Origin of the sequence: Streptomyces sp. NRRL F-525, from assembly GCF_000716605.1 — a bacterium.
GTDB lineage: Bacteria > Actinomycetota > Actinomycetes > Streptomycetales > Streptomycetaceae > Streptomyces.
Window position 1 is genome coordinate 1 of the sequence record NZ_JNXE01000074.1, and the last position, 17,804, is coordinate 17,804.

The window sequence follows — 17,804 nt, forward strand, 5'->3', positions numbered from 1 at the left end:
GCCCCACCACACCCCCACCCCCCACGTCAACGCGCCGCGCCCCCGCGCCCGCGTGCGCCTTTGCGTCACGTGTGTCACAAAAGCCCCCCTCGTGTCACACATATCGCGTGTACGCGGGTTTTGCGTCACACCCGGTCGACAGGCGCTTCCCGTCCATCACCGTGTGTCGTTCACCCGGCACAGGCTTGTGATCGCCAGCGCAGCGCACGGCTCCCCCGACGGCCGCCCCCGGCCGCCGCCGCGGCGCGCGCAGGGAGGTGCACTCATGACCGACCGACGGCTCTGGTCGTACAAGGAAATCGCGGCCCACATCCGCGTCCAGCCCGACACCGTCCGCTCGTACCGCAAGCACGGCCTGCTGCCCCCGCCCGACCACGTGGAGAGCGGCAAGCCGTACTGGTACGCGGACACGGTCCGGGCGTGGGTGGCCTCCCGGCCCGGCAACCGGGGGCGTAGGGACGACTGACCCGAGCCGGTGAGGGGCCGGGTGCCCGTGTCGCAGCGTGGGCACCCGCCGCCCGGCGCCCGGCGTCGACACGGAAAGCGCGTGCCGTAGTCATCCGACAATCCGCTTCGCGTCCGCGCGACTCCGCCGTCCGCCAACACGCCCTGCATACGGCCTTTTTCTGATGTGACCATTTTGTCGAGCAGTGCTTCTGCGACCTCGAGAGGTGCGCGTGTCCCGCTATCTGTTCGACAACACGGCCGTCCAGACGGCAGGACGCTTCTCCGTACTCGAGGCCCGCTACGACACCGCGTCCAGAGCGGCACTGGAGCGCACCGGGGTCGGTCCGGGGTGGAGGTGTCTCGAAGTCGGCGGTGGCGGCGGCTCGTTGGGGAACTGGCTGGGCGAACGGGTCGGCCCCGACGGCGAGGTGGCGGTCACGGACATCGATCCGGCCCGCGCCGCGTCCCGCCCGACCGCGGCCAACGTACGGGTCCTGCGCCACGACATCACCCACGATCCGCTGCCCGGAGACGGTTTCGACCTGGTGCACGCCCGGCTGGTGCTGCTTCATCTCCCCGAACGGCTAAGGGTGTTGGAGCTGCTGGCCGGTGCCCTGCGCCCGGGCGGCTGGCTCGTCCTGGAGGACTTCGACTGCGGCTGGATCCCCGTGCTCGCCGCGCCCGACGACAACGCCGTACTGCTCTTCGAGCGCCTGCACGCCTCCCTGATGGCCCTGTTGGAACGGGCCGGTGCCGAACCCCGGTGGGGCCGACAGGTGGTGGGGGCGATGCTGCGGGCGGGACTGGACGAGGTCACGGCGACCACCTACGCGGAGACCTGGCAGGGCGGCGGCGAGGGGATCGGCCTGCACCGCGTCAACACCGTGCAAGTCGCGGACGGTCTGGCCGAGTTGGGGGTCGGCTCCGACGAAGTCGCCGCCTTCCTCGCCCTCCTGGACGACCCGCGCTTCGTCGTCAGCTCCTATCCCCTGATCAGCGCGCTCGGCCGGCGTCCCGGAGAGGAGAGCCCGCGATGACCGCCCAATACCGGGAAATCCGCCTGCCGTTGACGGAGGAGCCCCTCGGCCTCATGGCCCGGCTCGCCCGCGGCGGCCCGTACGACCAGTACACCGTGTACGAGAACGGCCCGGAGTGGTCGTACGCCGGCGGCGCCCTCGCGACCTTCCGCCTCACGGCGGACGCGCGGGATCTCGCCGCCGTCGAGGAGTGGCTCGCCGACGTGCCGGTGACCGGGTGGCGCGTCTACGGCTGGGCCGCCTTCGAGTTGGGGGCCGCGCTGGCCGGGGTGCGCGGAAGCGGCACGGACCCCGGGGAGCCCCTGCTGCACCTGGTCGTACCGGCCGTGGAGGTGCGGGCCCGGGGTGAGCGGCTGCTGCTGCGTGCCGTCGACCCCGGTCAACTCGACGCGCTGGTACGGCTGGTCGAGGCCGGGGCGCCCGCTGAACCCGGGCCGCCCGAACCCGTCGGGCGCGTCGGCGTGGCGCTGGACGACACCGGCGGGTACCGCGACGCCGTCACCACCGCCCTGCACGATCTGCGCGGGCCCGGTCCGCTGGCGAAGGTGATCCTGTCGCGGCGGGTCGCCGTGCCGGTACCGCTGGACCTGACCGCCACCTATGTCGTGGGGCGGCGGGCCAACACCCCTGCCCGCTCCTTCCTGTTGAACCTCGGCGGCATCAGCGCGGCCGGCTTCAGCCCGGAGACCGTCGCCGAAGTCACCGGCGACCGGCGGGTGGTGAGCCGGCCGCTGGCCGGGACCCGGGCCCGCACCGGCTCGCCCGACGAGGACGCTCAGCTGCGCGCCGACCTCCTGAGCGACCCGAAGGAGGTCCACGAACACGCCATCTCCGTGAAACTGGCGCTGGAGGACCTCGCCCTGGTCTGCGACGACACCTGCGCCACCGCGTACATGACCGTCGAGGAACGCGGCACCGTCCAGCACCTCGCCTCCACCGTCGTCGGCCGCCTCCGCGCCGACCGCACCCCCTGGCAGGCCTTCGCCGCCCTGTTCCCCGCGGTCACCGCCACCGGCATCCCCAAGACCCCGGCCTACGACGTCATCCGCGCGCTGGAGGGCCGCCCCCGGGGCCTGTACGCGGGCGCCGTCCTCACCTACGACGTCTCCGGCGAACTCGACGCCGCGCTCGTCCTGCGCAGCGTCTTCCGCCAGGGCGACCACTGCTGGCTCCAGGCCGGCGCCGGCATCGTCCGCCAGTCGCACCCGGCCCGCGAACACGAGGAGACCTGCGAGAAACTCCGCAGCATCGCCGAGCACCTGGTCCCGGCCCCGGACCACTGACCGGCGGTCCGGTCGCCAATCCGCTTGCCGATCTCCGGTCCGCCGCCGAGGATCCCGGGATGAACCTCTCCGCCAAACCCGTCCTCACGGGCGAGAAGACCGTCCTCCGCCCCGTCGCCGAGGCCGACGCCGACGGCATCTGGCGGCTGATCCAGGACCCGGAGATCATCCGCTTCACCTTCGAGCCCCCGGCCGAACTGACCCTGGAACGGCTGCGCCCCCTGTACGCGTCCCGCGCCACCCACCCCGACCGCCTCGACCTCGCCGTCACGGACCCGGCCACCGGCGAACTCCTCGGCGAGGTCGTCCTCCACAACTGGGATCACGGCACCCGCAGTTGCACCTTCCGCACCCTCCTCGGCCCCCGGGGCCGCGACCGGGGCATCGGCACGGAGGCCACCCGCCTCATCGTGGGCTACGGCTTCGAGCAACTGGGCCTGCACCGGATCCAGTTGGAGGTCTACGGCCACAACCACCGCGCCCGGCGGGTCTACGAGAAGGTCGGCTTCGTGGTCGAAGGCGTCCTGCGTGAGGCCCGGTCGCGGAACGGGGAGTGGGTGGACGAGGTCGTCATGGGGCTGCTCGACCGTGAGTGGAACGCGCATCGGGGTCGTCCCGAGGAAGTCACCTCCACGGCTCGATGACCGTCACCCCCGCTCCCGGTGCCGTGCCCATCGCGGTGAGGGCGGCCGGTGTCTCGTCCAGGGTGATGGTGGCGGTGGCGAGGAGGTCGGGGCGCAGTACTCCCGCCCGGACCAGCTCCAGCATGGGCGGGTAGGTGTGGGCCGCCATGCCGTGGCTGCCGAGGAGTTCGAGTTCCAGGGCGATCGCGCGGGCCATGGGGACGGGGGTCGTGCCCGACGGCGAGGGCAGGAGGCCGACCTGGAGGTGGCGGCCCCGGCGGCGCAGGCCGTTCACCGAGGCCGCGCAGGTCGCCGGGGAGCCCAGGGCGTCCAGCGACACGTGGGCGCCGCCGCCTGTCAGTTCGCGTACCGCCCGTGCCGTGTCCGGGGTGTGCGTGCCGTCCACGCACTCCGTCGCCCCGAACTTCCTTGCCAGCGCGAGTGCTTGGGGCGAGATGTCCACCGCGACGACCCTGGCTCCGGCGGCCGCCGCGATCATCACCGCCGACAGGCCCACTCCCCCGCAGCCGTGCACCGCGACCCACTCCCCCGGCGCGACCCGGCCCCGCTGCACCACCGCGCGGAACGCCGTCGCGAACCGGCAGCCCAGGGAGGCCGCCGTCGCGAAGGTCATCTCGTCCGGCATCGCGACCAGGTTCACGTCGGCGTGGTCCAGGGCGACGTACTGGGCGAAGGAACCCCAGTGGGTGAAGCCGGGCTGGGTCTGGCGCTCGCAGATCTGCTGGTCGCCGGCGGCGCAGGCGGGGCAGGTTCCGCAGGCGCACACGAACGGGACGGTGACTCGGTCGCCGGGGTGCCAGGCCGTCACCCTGTTGCCGACTGCCTCGACCACGCCGGCGAGTTCGTGGCCCGGGACGTGGGGCAACGTGATGTCCGGGTCGTGGCCCTGCCAGCCGTGCCAGTCGCTTCGGCAGAGGCCTGTGGCTTCGACCCGGACGGTCACTCCGTGGGGTGCGGGAGTGGGGTCGGGTACGTCTCGTACCTCGGCGGGGTCACCGTATTGCTCGAACACCACCGCTTTCATTTGGGCTCCCATCGCCGTTGTTGTCTGCGGGTACGTCGTGGCTGGTCGCGCAGTTCCCCGCGCCCCTGGGTGGGTTCTCTCCCCCTTCGCTGAGACCGAACCGTTGGTGAAAGCGTCGCAACGGACCCGGCGCCCACCACGTCGCCCTGCCCGTCAGCTTCATCACCGCCGGGACCAGCAGGCTGCGGACGATCATCGCGTCCATCAGGACCGCCAGGGCGATGCCCAGGCCGAGCATCTTGGTGTTGGTGACCCGGGAGGTGCCGATGGCGATCATCACCACCGCCAGGATGACCGCGGCGGCGGTTATCAGGCCGCCCGTGCGCTGGAGGCCGTGGCGGACCGCCTCGTTGTGGTCGCCCGTGCGGTCGTACTCCTCCTTGATGCGGGAGAGCAGGAACACGCCGTAGTCCATGGAGAGGCCGAAGGCCACGCAGAACATGAGGACGGGCAGGGTCGTCTCTATCGAGCCGGTGCTGGTGAAGCCGAGTGCGCCGGAGAGATGGCCGTCCTGGAAGACCCAGACCACCGCGCCGAACATCGCCGTGAGGCTGAGCGCGTTCAGCAGGACCGCCTGGATCGGGATCAGGACGCTACCGGTCAGGAGGAAGACCAGGAGCAGGGTGACGACGGCGATGAGGGCGGCCGCCCAGGGCAGGCGGGTGGCTATCGCGTGCTTGGAGTCGACCAGGACGGCCGCCGTGCCGGTCACCTTGGTGGTGAAGGGGGCGTCCGTGGCGCGCAGGTCGCCGACCAGGCGCTGGGCCGCGGCGTCGACCGCCTCGCCCTTGGGCAGCACCGTGAAGTACGCCGAGTCGCCCTTCACCAGGGGGCCGTCCACCCGTGCCACCTCGGGGAGTTGGGCGATCCGGGACTTGTAGGCGGTGTACTGCGCCGGTGTCGCCCGGCCCTCGGCGAGCACTTCGAGGCCGCCGCCGGGGTTGCCCGGGAAGCCGTCCCGGATGTGCTGCTGCACTACGTGGGACTCGGCACCCGCAGGGAGTTGGCGGTCGTCCGCTGTGCCGAACTTGACGCCCAGGAAGGGCAGTCCGAGGAGGACGAGCACCGCTGCGGTGGCGAGGGCGAAGAAGGGGGCCCTGCGCATCACGAGGTTCGCCAGGCGGGCCCAGCCCGTGCCCTCCTCGCCGGAGACCTTCGCCGGGCGGCCTCGGCGGAACAGGCGCCGTAGGTCCAGGGAGTTGACCCGGTGGCCGAGCAGCAGGAGTGCTGCCGGGAGGAGGATCAGGGCGGCTGCCGCGGCCAGGAGGACCACGGCGATGCCCGCGTAGGCGAAGGAGCGCAGGAAGTACATCGGGAAGACCAGCATCGCGGCCAGGGAGACCGCGACCGTGAGGGCGGAGAACAGCACCGTGCGGCCGGCCGTGCGCAGGGTGGTGGCGATGGCCGTCAACGGGTCGGCGCCGGTGGCCAGTTCCTCGCGGAAGCGGCGGACGATGAACAGGGCGTAGTCGATGGCCAGTCCGAGGCCCAAGGCTGTCGTCAGGTTCATCGCGAAGACCGAGACGTCGGTGAACTCCGTGAGGCCGCGCAGCACCGCGTTCGTCCCGAGGATCGCGACGATGCCGATGCCCAGGGGCAGCAGGGCCGCGATCGCGGAGCCGAAGACCATCACCAGCAGGAGCAGGGTCACCGGCAGGGCGATCATCTCGGCGCGGGCCAGGTCCTCCTTGATGATCGTCTGCATCTCGTGGCGGACCGCGACGATGCCGCCGACCTTCACGTGCACCGGGCCGTGCGCGCCCCGGAGGGCGGGGGCGATGCGGTCCAGGGTGTCGTTCGTCGCCTTCTCGTCGCCCGTCAGGTGGGCGGCGATCAGCGCCTCGTGACCGTCCTTCGCGCGCAGGGCGGGGGACTTGGTCCGCCAGTACGAGCCGACGCCTATGACGCCCTGCTCGCTCGCCAGCCGGGCGGTGAGGCGGTCGGCCTCGGCGGCGACCGCGGGGTCGTCCACCGAGGCGCTGCCCGAGTCCACGAGGAGCAGGAGGTTGGGCTGCGAGGCCGGGAACTCGCGCTCCAGCGCCTTGGTCGCGTACGTCGACTGGGCGGTCGGGTCCTCCCAGCCGCCGCTGCCCAGCCGGTCGGCGACCCCGCTGCCCGCGACCACGGCGAGCGCGGTGAGGACCAGGGCCACGAGCAGCGACAACCGGGGGCGGGCGGTGACGAAACGCGTCCATCCCCCGGGCCGCGGTGGGCTGTTGACTTCGGTCATCGTGCGGTGCTCCCCTTCACCTTGACCCGGCCTCCGCGCAGAGCGGTGGCATGGGTCGGCACTGCAATAGAATGGGAAACACGAGACACCGCTCGCGTTTCGCCGGAGCACCAGAATGCGAGCGACCACTCGCGTTTGTCAACGCCGTTCGGAGAGCTGGGGATAACTCGTGTCCGTGGACCAGGAGAAGGCCGGCCCCCGCCGCCAGGCCCGCGGCGAGCGCCGCATCGCCCAGCTGCTGGAGGCCGCCGCCTCCGTCTTCTGCACGACGGGCTACACCGCGTCCAGCACCAACGCCATCGCCCGCGAGGCCGGCGTCTCACCGGGCACGCTCTACCAGTTCTTCCCGAACAAGGAAGCGATCGCGATCGAGCTGGGCGACCGGCTGCTGCACGAGATGCGGGACATGTACGGCGAGGCGCTCGCGCCGGTCGACCCGTCGACCCCGCTGGAGGAGGCGGTCGGCGGGGTGGTCGACCGCTTCACCGCCTTCAACTGCCGGCACCCGGTGTTCTTCGCCCTGATGCACGGCCCGGACATCCCCGGCCGGCTCGCCGAGGACCACGACGCGCTGCACGCGAACCTGCTCACCGGGATAGAGACGGTGATCGCGGCGTTCCTGCCCGACGCCCCCGCCGCCGACGTCACCCGCACCGCCCGCATGTGCCTGGGCCTCTACAAGGCCGGCCTCGAACTGGTCCTCTCCCACGAGGGCGCCGAGCGCGAGGCCTACGTCCGGGAGCTGAAGAACGTCCTGATCCGCTATCTGGCGCCGATGGTCGCGGCGGCACAGGGCACGGCCTGAAGCACGAACCCCGACCCCCCGCACCACGACTCCGCCCCGCGTCTCCACCCCGCACCCCCGACCTCACGCCGTAGAGGCCGCCGATCACCCGTACGCCGACGGCCATGGCCAGGACGGCCGTCCCGGACTGCGGTATGCGGCTTACCTACCATAAAGTGCCGGTAAATCTGCCCTGTAGAAGTACGAGGGGATTTGCCGTGACCTACTCTCCGCCGCCCGGTGCGCCCCGGGCCCGCATCCCCGGGCCGCAGCAGCCACCGCCGACGTACCCCCAGATCCGTACCGGACTGTGGAAGCACTGTCTGGGCGGCGGGCTGGCGCTGTGGGTGCTGACCGCGCTGGTCACGTACGCGACGAAGAACACCACCCTCCTGCCGACGCTGATCCTGCTCGGCAGCTTCCTGGTGCCGGTGACCTTCGTCCTGTGGGCGTACGAGCGGCACGGGCGCGACCTGGGCGTCAGCGTGATCCTCGGCTGCTTCCTGACCGGCGGCACGCTCGGGGTGCTGGGCGCCTCGGTGATGGAGTACTACCTGTTGCACCCCTCCCTGTGGATGTTCGTCGGCGTCGGCCTCATCGAGGAGGCCGTGAAGCTCGGGGCACTGATGTTCGTGCTGCGGCGGCAGCCCCGGCTGCACGGGATGCGCGCCGGGCTGGTGCTCGGCGCGACGGTCGGCTTCGGGTTCGCCGCCCTGGAGAGCGCCGGGTACGCCTTCAACGCGGCCGTCTCCACCAAGGGCATCGATCTGCGGGCACTCCTGGAGACCGAGATCCTGCGCGGGGTCCTCGCCCCCTTCGGGCACGGCCTGTGGACGGCGATCGCGGGTGGCGTCCTGCTCACGTACCGGCAGCTGAACGGGCGCTTCCGGTTCACCGCCCCGGTCGTCGGCACGTATCTCGGCGTCTCTTTGCTGCACGCCCTGTGGGACTCGACGCACGGCATCGCGATCTGGCTGGTGGCCCGGCTGTCGAGCACGGGCCTCGACAAGCACCTGTTCGCCCAGGGGTACATCCCGAGTCCGACCGACCAACAGGAGCACCTGTTCACGCTGTTCTCGGTGGGCGGGATGGTGTTCGTGGCCCTGTACGGCATCACCTGGGTGCGGTCGCTGGCCCGGCGCGATCCCTCTTGGAGAAATACCCCCTAGGGGTATACTCTGAGGACAGAGTGAGCCACCGTGGGCCACTCCGACCTCACACGCCTCCACGAGGAGAACGACATGACCGCCCAGACCGACACCCAGGGTTCCGTCACCACCGTCTACAAGGTGAGCGGGATGAGCTGCGGACACTGCGAGGGCTCCGTCTCCGGCGAGATCTCCCAGCTGCCCGGCGTCACCTCGGTGAAGGCCGTCGCGTCGACCGGCGAGGTCACGGTCGTCTCCGCCGCCCCGCTCGACGACGAGACCGTCCGCGCGGCGGTCGACGAGGCGGGCTTCGAGCTCGTCGGCCAGGCCTGACCGGCATCAGCCCGAGCGACACCCGCACGACGATTCTGCTTTCCGACCGGGCCGTGCCGACCAGCTGATACTGGCTCCGCGCGGTCCGGTCCGATGTCTGGAGTCCGGACATGACCAGTACCACCACCATCGGCACCACCGCGGAGACACCCATAGCCGCGGCCCCCGAACCCCCCGCCGCCGAGGTCGAGTTGCTCATCGGCGGGATGACCTGCGCCTCCTGCGCGGCCCGCGTCGAGAAGAAGCTCAACCGCATGGACGGCGTCAGCGCCACGGTCAACTACGCGACCGAGAAGGCGAAGGTCAGCTACCCGGCGGGTATCCAGGTCGCCGACCTCATCGCGACCGTGGTGAAGACCGGGTACACCGCCGAGGAACCCGCCCCGCCGGAGCCCGAAACAGAAACGCGTGAGGCCGATCCCGAACTCGCCTCCCTGCGCGAGCGGTTGACCGTCTCCGCCCTCCTCGCCGCACCCGTCGTGCTGCTCTCGATGATCCCGGCCCTGCAGTTCGACAACTGGCAGTGGCTCGCGCTCACGCTCGCCGCGCCCGTCGTCGTCTGGGGCGGACTCCCGTTCCACAAGGCCGCGTTCACCAACGCGCGGCACGGCGCCGCGACCATGGACACCCTCGTCTCGGTCGGCACGCTGGCCGCGTTCGGCTGGTCGCTGTGGGCGCTGTTCTTCGGCGACGCGGGCATGGCCGGCATGCACGACGAGTTCCGCCTCACCGTCTCGCGTACGGACGGCGCCTCGACGATCTACCTCGAAGTGGCCGCCGGAGTCGTCGCGTTGATTCTGCTGGGCCGCTATCTGGAGGCCCGCTCCAAGCGCCGTGCGGGCGCGGCCCTGCGCGCGCTCATGCAACTGGGCGCCAAGGACGTGGCAGTTCTGCGCGACGGCCGTGAAGTACGGCTGCCCGTGGCCGAGTTGGCGGTCGGCGACCGTTTCGTCGTACGGCCCGGGGAGAAGATCGCGACCGACGGCACCGTCGTCGAGGGCGCCTCGGCGGTCGACGCGTCGATGCTGACCGGAGAGTCGGTGCCGGTGGACGTGGCACCGGGTGACAGGGTCACGGGCGCGACCGTGAACGCCGGCGGGCGGCTCGTCGTAGAAGCGAGCCGTGTCGGGTCGGACACCCAACTCGCGCGGATGGCGCGGCTGGTGGAGGACGCGCAGAACGGCAAGGCCGAGGTGCAGCGGCTCGCGGACCGGATCTCCGGGATCTTCGTGCCGGTGGTGCTGCTGATCGCGGTCGGCACGTTCGGGGTGTGGCTCGCGGTCACCGGCGATGTGGCCGCCGCGTTCACCGCGGCCGTCGCCGTGCTGATCATCGCCTGCCCGTGCGCGCTGGGCCTGGCCACCCCGACCGCCCTCATGGTCGGCACCGGCCGCGGCGCCCAGCTCGGCATCCTGATCAAGGGCCCCGAGGTCCTGGAGTCCACCCGCCGCGTCGACACGGTCGTACTGGACAAGACGGGCACGATCACCACCGGCCGCATGACCCTCCAGGAGGTCTACGTCGCCGACGGCACCGACGAGCGGGAGCTGCTGCGGCTCGCGGGCGCCCTGGAGCACGCCTCCGAGCACCCCGTCGCGCGGGCCGTCGCCGCGGGCGCGGAGGAGCGGGTCGGACCGCTGCCGTCCGCCGAGCACTTCGAGAACGTGCCCGGACGCGGCGTCCGCGGCCGCGTGGAGGGCCGTGAGGTGGCCGTGGGACGCCTCTACGGCGATCTCCCGGAGGAGTTGGCCCGCGCCAGGTCCGAGGCCGAGAGCGGCGGACGTACGGCCGTGGTGGTCGGCTGGGACGGAACCGCGCGCGGAGTCGTCGCGGTCGCCGACGCGGTGAAGGAGACCAGCGCGGAGGCCGTACGGGAGCTACGGGCCCTCGGACTCACCCCGCTGCTGCTGACCGGCGACAACCGCGCGGTGGCCGAATCCGTGGCCGCCGCCGTCGGGATCTCCCCCGGGGACGTCATCGCCGAGGTGCTGCCCGAGGACAAGGTCGCTGTCGTACGACGGCTGCAGAGCGAGGGGCGGAGCGTCGCCATGGTGGGCGACGGGGTCAACGACGCCGCCGCGCTCGCCACCGCCGATCTCGGGCTCGCGATGGGCACCGGGACGGACGCGGCGATCGAGGCGAGCGATCTGACGCTGGTGCGCGGGGACCTGCGGGTGGCCGCGGACGCGATCCGGCTGTCCCGGCGGACGCTCAGCACCATCAAGGGCAATCTCGTGTGGGCTTTTGGATACAACGTGGCGGCGCTTCCGCTGGCCGCCGCGGGGATGCTGAATCCCATGATCGCCGGGGCCGCGATGGCCTTCTCGTCGGTGTTCGTGGTCTCCAACAGCCTGCGACTTAGGACATTTCGCTGAAGTTCCGCAAAGTTACCGGGAGTTACGGGAAGCTGAAGTAAGAGTCCCCCTAGAGACCGAGGACGGCCTCACATAAGCTCTTCACAAGGCTCGCGCATCATCCTTACGCTGGGGCCCCGACCACGACATCGGGGCTCTTGCGCACCTAACGGACATATGCAAGAGACGCAGATCACAGTGATGTGAACGTAACCATCGAAGGGGTTCGAAGGTCTAAGTTGACGATGTCAGCAAGCGTCTTGGGGGGCGCGAACTGGCATCTGAGGATGTCTTGGGGGACTTCCTCAGAGATGCGTTGCCGGGGCACGTGCAACGGGGAGCTTTGAGCGGCCCTCCCGACGTGCGATGTCCCGGCAGATCGCACACATCACTGGCTCCACCCAGTAGTACGAGGAGTTTTGCTCGTTCTACTCAAACGAAGCTCGGCTTCATCGGGCTTCGGCAGTACGCAGTACAGCGATTCAGGCGCTGGTTCTCAAAGACGCCCGGCCGGATCCCGTGGGGGGAATCCGCACCGGGACATGGGAAGGCGCCCTGTACGCCGGCCCGTGGGGGGACCGTCGGCAGGGCGCCTTCTTCCCACCCCTTTTTAAGGCTCGGTTCGCCTCCGGGGCGCCAAAGTCGTTGTCGAGAGGCCGACCGTGCTCGACCCTGCGGACCTCCGCGCGCTCGGCCTCTCGACAACGACGCGCCCCTTCGGCTCACTCGCCGCGTCAGGCGAGGGAGTTGAAGGGGCGCGGTCTTGTCGTGGTCCGGAGTTTCCTTTGGGACGCCGGCCACTGCCGCTTTCAGGGGCGCGGGGAACTGCGCGACCAGCCCCCACCGGGCCCGCGGCAAACAACGGACCCGGCTGAGCGCTTGGCGCAGTGCTTCAGCGACCCTCGACCGGGACGAAGTCCCGCTCGACGACACCGGTGTAGATCTGACGCGGGCGCCCGATACGAGAACCCGGCTCCTTGATCATCTCGTGCCACTGGGCGATCCAGCCCGGGAGGCGGCCGAGGGCGAACAGGACCGTGAACATCTCGGTCGGGAAGCCCATGGCCCGGTAGATCAGGCCGGTGTAGAAGTCGACGTTCGGGTAGAGGTTGCGCGAGACGAAGTAGTCGTCGGAGAGCGCGTGCTCCTCGAGCTTCAGCGCGATGTCCAGCAGCTCGTCGGACTTGCCGAGGGCCGAGAGGACGTCGTGCGCCGCCGCCTTGATGATCTTCGCGCGCGGGTCGAAGGACTTGTACACCCGGTGGCCGAAGCCCATCAGGCGGACGCCGTCCTCCTTGTTCTTCACCTTGCGGATGAAGGAGTCGACATCGCCGCCGTTGGCCTGGATGCCTTCCAGCATCTCCAGGACGGACTGGTTGGCGCCGCCGTGCAGCGGGCCCCACAGCGCGTTGATGCCGGCCGAGATCGACGCGAACATGTTGGCCTGCGAGGAACCGACCAGGCGGACCGTGGACGTGGAGCAGTTCTGCTCGTGGTCCGCGTGCAGGATCAGCAGCTTGTCGAGCGCGGAGACGACGACCGGGTCGAGGTCGTACTCCTGCGCCGGGACCGAGAAGGTCATGCGCAGGAAGTTCTCGACGTAGCCGAGGTCGTTGCGCGGGTAGACGAACGGGTGGCCGATCGACTTCTTGTACGCGTACGCCGCGATCGTCGGGAGCTTGGCGAGCAGCCGGATCGTGGAGAGGTTGCGCTGCTTCTCGTCGAACGGGTTGTGGCTGTCCTGGTAGAAGGTGGACAGCGCCGAGACGACCGACGACAGCATCGCCATCGGGTGGGCGTCGCGCGGGAAGCCCTTGTAGAAGTTCTTGACGTCCTCGTGCAGCAGGGTGTGCTGCGTGATGTCGTTCTTGAACACGGTGAGCTCGTCGACGGTCGGCAGCTCGCCGTTGATGAGCAGGTAGGCGACCTCCACGAACGTGGAGCGCTCGGCCAGCTGCTCGATCGGGTAGCCGCGGTACCGGAGGATGCCCTGCTCACCGTCGAGGTAGGTGATGGCGGATTTATAGGCGGCGGTGTTCCCATAGCCGCTGTCCAGCGTCACCAGACCGGTCTGGGCGCGGAGCTTCCCGATGTCGAAGCCCTTGTCGCCGACGGTGCTGTCGATCACCGGATAGGTGTACTCGCCGTCGCCGTACCGCAGTACTACAGAGTTGTCGCTCACGTCATCCCTCACCGACGTTGTGCCTCTTCTTCGAGGTTGCCCTGACTGTCTCTACCATCCCCCATTTGGCGCAGGAGAGTGCACTCGGGGTCGACCATTGGGCCTATTGGCGGCACTCAGTGCCGCCAACCTGCTCATCCTGCCCCCTCCACCCCGGCATCTGGAAGTGCTGTGTGACCTTCCTGACTCATTTGATCGATCATTTTTTGTGATGAGTCCGGCCGTACGCCCGAACACCTGCGCTCACGGGCCCGAGAGTCTGAAGTCCAGGGCCGTGCAGCGCCTGCCCGCCGACACCGTGCGGACCGCCTGGCCGATCGCCTTGCGTGAACCTACGAGGACGACCAGCTGTTTGGCCCGGGTCACGGCCGTATACAGCAGGTTCCGCTGGAGCATGGTCCACGCGCTCGTGGTGACCGGGATCACGACGGCCGGATATTCGCTGCCCTGGGAGCGGTGGATCGTCACCGCGTACGCGTGCGACAGCTCGTCCAGTTCGTCGAATTCGTACGGCACTTCCTCATCCTCGTCCGTCAGCACCGTGAGGCGCTGGTCCACCGGGTCGAGTGAGGTGACGACGCCTACCGTGCCGTTGAAGACGCCGTTCTCGCCCTTCTCGTAGTTGTTGCGGATCTGGGTGACCTTGTCGCCGACGCGGAAGACCCGGCCGCCGAACCGCTTCTCGGCGACGTCGGGACGGCCGGGCGTGATCGCCTGCTGCAGCAGGCCGTTGAGGTTGCCCGCGCCCGCCGGGCCCCTGTGCATGGGCGCGAGCACCTGGATGTCCCGGCGCGGGTCGAGCCCGAACTTGGCCGGAATCCGCCGCGCCGCCACGTCCACGGTGAGCCGGCCGGCCTCCTCCGTGTCGTCCTCGACGAAGAGGAAGAAGTCCTTCATGCCGTCGGTGACGGGGTGCTGCCCGGAGTTGATCCGGTGCGCGTTGGCGATGACGCCGGACTGCTGGGCCTGGCGGAACACGCGCGTGAGGCGTACGGCGGGGATCGGGCCGCCGTCGGCCAGCAGGTCGCGCAGCACCTCGCCGGCGCCGACGCTGGGGAGCTGGTCCACGTCTCCGACGAAGAGGATGTGGGCTCCTGGGGGCACTGCTTTGACGAGCTTGTTGGCGAGGAGCAGGTCGAGCATGGAGGCCTCGTCGACGACCACCAGGTCGGCGTCCAGGGGGCGGTCCTTGTCGTACGCCGCGTCGCCGCCGGGCTTGAGTTCCAGGAGGCGGTGGACAGTTGAGGCCTCGGCGCCGGTGAGTTCGGCGAGGCGTTTGGCCGCGCGGCCGGTGGGGGCGGCGAGGACGACCTTGGCCTTCTTGGCGCGGGCCAGTTCGACGATGGAGCGGACCGTGAAGGATTTGCCGCAGCCGGGGCCGCCGGTGAGGACGGCGACTTTCTTGGTCAACGCGAGCTTGACGGCGGCCTCTTGTTCGGGCGCGAGTTCCACGCCTGTTTTCCCCTTCAGCCATGCCAGCGCCTTGTCCCAGGCCACGTCGTGGAAGCCGGGCATGCGGTCCGCGTCGGTGTGGAGGAGGCGGCGGAGCTGGGCGGCCAGGGAGAGTTCGGCGCGGTGGAAGGGGACCAGGTAGACGGCGGTGACGGGGTCGGGGCTGCCGTCGGGTCCGGGAACCTTTTCGCGTACGACCCCGGGGTCGCCGGACTCCTCGTCGGGGAGGGCGAGTTCGGCCAGGCACTCGATGACGAGGCCGGTGTCGACCTGGAGGAGCTTGACGGCGTCGGCGATCAGGCGCTCTTCGGGGAGGTAGCAGTTGCCCTGGTCGGTGGCCTGCGAAAGGGCGTACTGGAGGCCTGCCTTGACGCGCTCCGGGCTGTCATGCGGGATGCCGACGGACTGGGCGATCTTGTCGGCGGTGAGGAAACCGATGCCCCAGACGTCGGAGGCGAGGCGGTACGGCTGGTTCTTCACTATCGAGATCGACGCGTCGCCGTACTTCTTGTAGATGCGCACCGCGATCGACGTGGACACCTCGACGGTCTGGAGGAAGAGCATGACCTCCTTGATCGCCTTCTGTTCCTCCCAGGCGTCGGTGATCTTCTTGGTGCGTTTGGGGCCGAGCCCCGGGACCTCGATGAGGCGCTTGGGCTCGTCCTCGATGATCTGGAGGGTGTCCAGGCCGAAGTGCTGGGTGATGCGGTCGGCGAAGACCGGGCCGATGCCCTTGACGAGGCCTGAGCCGAGGTAGCGGCGGATGCCCTGGATCGTGGCGGGGAGGAGGGTCGTGTAGTTCTCGACGGTGAACTGCTTGCCGTACTGGGGGTGCGAGCCCCAACGGCCCTCCATGCGGAGGGATTCGCCGGCCTGTGCGCCGAGCAGTGCGCCTACGACGGTGAGGAGGTCTCCGCCGCCCCGGCCGGTGTCTACGCGGGCGACCGTGTAGCCGTTGTCCTCGTTGGCGTAGGTGATCCGCTCCAGGACGCCTTCGAGGACGGCGAGGTGCCGCTCGCCTGTGGGGGTCCCCGGTTTTGCCGCCTGGTTGGACATGGGTCGACGGTACCGGGCGGGTGTGACAGTGGGGTGGGGTCAGGGGTGGGGGTGCGGCTTCAGGGCTTCGATGAAGGTGGTGAAAGCAGGGGCCGGGAAGGTGAGGGTGGCCCTGGAGGGGGTTTTCGTGTCGCGGACGGCTACGTGGGTGGGGGTGTTCGCGATCTCCACGCAACTGTTGCCGTCACCCTCGCCGGAGTAGGACGACTTCCGCCAGTTGTCCATGCGTTGCCTCACAGCTCTTTCTCCAGCTTGTGGATGAATTCGCGTGACCGTTCGGGTTCGAGCGACGCGGCCTCCACTCTACGGAAGCTTGTTCGGTAGGTATTGAGCTGAGCCTCGGAATCGATGAAGACCGAGCCGTGGGGCGCATCACGGACCACGGTGTCCAGCTTCGGCAGCGGGCCGCCCGCATACGTCATCGTGCTTGAGGCTTTGGCGAAGCCGTCCAGGTCAAAGGGCACGACACGCAGGGTGACGTGATCCGCTTCGGAGAGCTCAAGCAGCCGACGGAGTTGCGCCTTTGCGGTGGCGCGGTCGCTGACCCTGAAACGCAGCGCCGCCTCGTGAATGACGACCTCGTGCGGGATGACGGTCTGCTGGCGTGCCGTGCGGTGAGAGACACGCAAGTCAAGCTCTTCATAGGTGAGTTCGGGCAGCCTGGACCCGAAAACGGCGCGGGCGTAGTCCTCCGTCTGGAGTCGGCCCGGAACGTACAGGATCGCTACGTCGCGCAAGAACACGGCATGATGCTCCAACTCGGCGAGATCCAGGAACGACGTGGGCAGCAGACCTCGGTACTCCTCCCACCAGCCTCGTGTCCGGTCGGTGGCCATCGCGACCAGAGCATCGACGAACTCCGTATCCGTGCACGCGTAGTGGGATGCGAGGCGCCGGAGCCGCGGCTCGCTCACTCCCGCGAGAGCGGACTCGATGTGGGTGATCTGAGCCGGGCTCACTCCGAGCAGCGCAGCCGCCGCACGGGAGTTGAGGTCTGCCGCTTCGCGGAGCCTGCGCAGTTCAGTTGCCAGACGGAGTTGGCGGGCTGTTGGTTCGCGCCTCAAAGCTCTCGACCGCTCCTCGGTTCAACGCGCCTGCGGGCGCTCCTCGTTCGGGGTCAGACTACGCGAACCACTTGCTGAATCTCTATATTTATATCTACCGTCAGTGATGCGACGCACACTCTGCGGAAATGCCGGATCCCGGAAGCGCACCGCCCCGTCATGCCATGACGGCTGCGGCAGAGCCACCGTCGGCAATCTCCAACCCCACATCACCGAACCGGAGTTGACGCATGCCCGAAAACTCGCCCGTGCCCTGGGAGTACCGCCTCTACATCCCGAACGACCTGCGTGCCGTCACCGTGAGTCGCCGCACCCTGCGCCTGATCCTCACCGTGCACGGTCTGATCCGGCTGGCCGACACCGCCGAGCTCCTCGCGACGGAGTTGGTCGCCAACGCCGTACGGCACACAGAAGGGTCCGCCGCCCTGCGGGTGGGCTGGGCGGCGGGGGTGCTGCGGCTCGGGGCCTGGGACGCCGACCCCGAACCGCCGGAGCCGCCACGGGCGTTGGAGGAACTCGGCGACTCGGAAGACGGTCGTGGTCTCGCGCTCGTTCGGGCCTGCGCCGATCAGTGGGGCTGGCAGCCGCTGTCCCGGAACGGCAGGCGGGGGAAGCTCGTGTGGTGTGAGCTCGCTGCGGCTTGAGGGGGCTTCGACGTTGAGTGACGTGCGGGGCGCCCAGCCGCAGGGGAGGTGACCCGCAGAAGTGTGACACTCCCGCCGAAAGTGACACACTTCTGCAGGGAGGGTCCCCCTCCCTGCAGAAG

General features: G+C 69.7%; 15 protein-coding genes. 9 read left to right on the forward strand and 6 right to left on the reverse strand.

Features of this window, described 5'->3' with window-relative positions:
* The first annotated feature begins 265 nt into the window (after positions 1-265).
* From OO69_RS47245 to OO69_RS47260, 4 genes are all read left to right on the forward strand, one after another.
* A complete protein-coding gene (locus tag OO69_RS47245) occupies positions 266-466 on the forward strand; it encodes a helix-turn-helix transcriptional regulator (RefSeq protein ID WP_019065707.1) in 201 nt (66 codons plus the stop codon).
* 211 nt (positions 467-677) lie between these two features.
* On the forward strand, positions 678-1,484 hold the full coding sequence (locus tag OO69_RS47250) for a class I SAM-dependent methyltransferase (RefSeq protein WP_033287230.1): 807 nt from the start codon (positions 678-680) through the stop codon (positions 1,482-1,484).
* The gene (locus tag OO69_RS47255; protein ID WP_033287231.1) at positions 1,481-2,767 is read left to right on the forward strand and encodes a salicylate synthase; all 1,287 of its coding nucleotides are present in this window, start codon (positions 1,481-1,483) and stop codon (positions 2,765-2,767) included. Before OO69_RS47250 ends, OO69_RS47255 begins: the two co-directional genes overlap by 4 nt.
* A 59-nt stretch (positions 2,768-2,826) precedes the next feature.
* On the forward strand, positions 2,827-3,411 hold the full coding sequence (locus OO69_RS47260) for a GNAT family N-acetyltransferase (protein WP_033287232.1): 585 nt from the start codon (positions 2,827-2,829) through the stop codon (positions 3,409-3,411).
* Here the strand turns inward: OO69_RS47260 and OO69_RS47265 are convergent.
* A complete protein-coding gene (locus tag OO69_RS47265) occupies positions 3,392-4,435 on the reverse strand; it encodes a zinc-dependent alcohol dehydrogenase family protein (RefSeq protein ID WP_033287233.1) in 1,044 nt (347 codons plus the stop codon). The two genes, OO69_RS47260 and OO69_RS47265, sit on opposite strands and share 20 nt — an antisense overlap.
* Positions 4,404-6,665, reverse strand: a complete 2,262-nt coding sequence (locus tag OO69_RS47270) for an MMPL family transporter (RefSeq protein ID WP_033287234.1) — start codon at positions 6,663-6,665, stop codon at positions 4,404-4,406. Before OO69_RS47270 ends, OO69_RS47265 begins: the two co-directional genes overlap by 32 nt.
* 169 nt (positions 6,666-6,834) lie before the next feature.
* Between OO69_RS47270 and OO69_RS47275 the strand changes: the two genes are divergently transcribed.
* From OO69_RS47275 to OO69_RS47290, 4 genes are all read left to right on the forward strand, one after another.
* Positions 6,835-7,470: a TetR/AcrR family transcriptional regulator gene (locus OO69_RS47275; RefSeq protein WP_033287235.1), complete on the forward strand. Its 636-nt coding sequence runs from the start codon at positions 6,835-6,837 to the stop codon at positions 7,468-7,470.
* 197 nt (positions 7,471-7,667) lie between these two features.
* Positions 7,668-8,618: a PrsW family intramembrane metalloprotease gene (locus OO69_RS47280; RefSeq protein ID WP_033287236.1), complete on the forward strand. Its 951-nt coding sequence runs from the start codon at positions 7,668-7,670 to the stop codon at positions 8,616-8,618.
* Between the two features lie 72 nt (positions 8,619-8,690).
* Complete coding sequence (locus OO69_RS47285; RefSeq protein WP_033287243.1) at positions 8,691-8,930, forward strand: heavy-metal-associated domain-containing protein; 240 nt, start codon at positions 8,691-8,693, stop codon at positions 8,928-8,930.
* Positions 8,931-9,040: 110 nt separating this feature from the next.
* On the forward strand, positions 9,041-11,305 hold the full coding sequence (locus tag OO69_RS47290; protein WP_033287237.1) for a heavy metal translocating P-type ATPase: 2,265 nt from the start codon (positions 9,041-9,043) through the stop codon (positions 11,303-11,305).
* Between the two features lie 871 nt (positions 11,306-12,176).
* Here the strand turns inward: OO69_RS47290 and OO69_RS47295 are convergent.
* The 4 genes from OO69_RS47295 to OO69_RS47310 all read right to left on the reverse strand — a co-directional run bounded on the left by OO69_RS47295 (position 12,177) and on the right by OO69_RS47310 (position 17,038).
* Entirely contained in the window at positions 12,177-13,466 is a 1,290-nt protein-coding gene (locus tag OO69_RS47295) for a citrate synthase (protein ID WP_033287238.1), read from the reverse strand.
* 243 nt (positions 13,467-13,709) lie between these two features.
* Positions 13,710-15,974, reverse strand: coding sequence for an ATP-dependent RecD-like DNA helicase (locus tag OO69_RS47300; protein ID WP_033287239.1), 2,265 nt, complete (start codon positions 15,972-15,974; stop codon positions 13,710-13,712).
* A gap of 39 nt (positions 15,975-16,013) precedes the next feature.
* Entirely contained in the window at positions 16,014-16,199 is a 186-nt protein-coding gene (locus tag OO69_RS47305) for a DUF397 domain-containing protein (RefSeq protein ID WP_033287240.1), read from the reverse strand.
* Between the two features lie 8 nt (positions 16,200-16,207).
* Positions 16,208-17,038, reverse strand: coding sequence for a helix-turn-helix domain-containing protein (locus OO69_RS47310; RefSeq protein ID WP_033287241.1), 831 nt, complete (start codon positions 17,036-17,038; stop codon positions 16,208-16,210).
* A 230-nt stretch (positions 17,039-17,268) separates the two neighbouring features.
* On the opposite strand from OO69_RS47310, the gene OO69_RS47315 reads away from it, so the two are divergent.
* A complete protein-coding gene (locus OO69_RS47315) occupies positions 17,269-17,682 on the forward strand; it encodes an ATP-binding protein (protein WP_033287242.1) in 414 nt (137 codons plus the stop codon).
* Positions 17,683-17,804 lie beyond the last annotated feature (122 nt).

Excerpts from the sequence above, each read along its gene's own strand:
- OO69_RS47285 (WP_033287243.1), top strand. The coding sequence starts at position 8,691 with ATGACCGCCCAGACCGACACCCAGGGTTCCGTCACCACCGTCTACAAG.
- OO69_RS47260 (WP_033287232.1), top strand. The coding sequence starts at position 2,827 with ATGAACCTCTCCGCCAAACCCGTCCTCACGGGCGAGAAGACCGTCCTC.
- OO69_RS47305 (WP_033287240.1), bottom strand. The coding sequence starts at position 16,199 with ATGGACAACTGGCGGAAGTCGTCCTACTCCGGCGAGGGTGACGGCAAC.
- OO69_RS47270 (WP_033287234.1), bottom strand. The coding sequence starts at position 6,665 with ATGACCGAAGTCAACAGCCCACCGCGGCCCGGGGGATGGACGCGTTTC.
- OO69_RS47245 (WP_019065707.1), top strand. The coding sequence starts at position 266 with ATGACCGACCGACGGCTCTGGTCGTACAAGGAAATCGCGGCCCACATC.
- OO69_RS47300 (WP_033287239.1), bottom strand. The coding sequence starts at position 15,974 with ATGTCCAACCAGGCGGCAAAACCGGGGACCCCCACAGGCGAGCGGCAC.
- OO69_RS47255 (WP_033287231.1), top strand. The coding sequence starts at position 1,481 with ATGACCGCCCAATACCGGGAAATCCGCCTGCCGTTGACGGAGGAGCCC.
- OO69_RS47315 (WP_033287242.1), top strand. The coding sequence starts at position 17,269 with ATGCCCGAAAACTCGCCCGTGCCCTGGGAGTACCGCCTCTACATCCCG.
- OO69_RS47265 (WP_033287233.1), bottom strand. The coding sequence starts at position 4,435 with ATGAAAGCGGTGGTGTTCGAGCAATACGGTGACCCCGCCGAGGTACGA.
- OO69_RS47290 (WP_033287237.1), top strand. The coding sequence starts at position 9,041 with ATGACCAGTACCACCACCATCGGCACCACCGCGGAGACACCCATAGCC.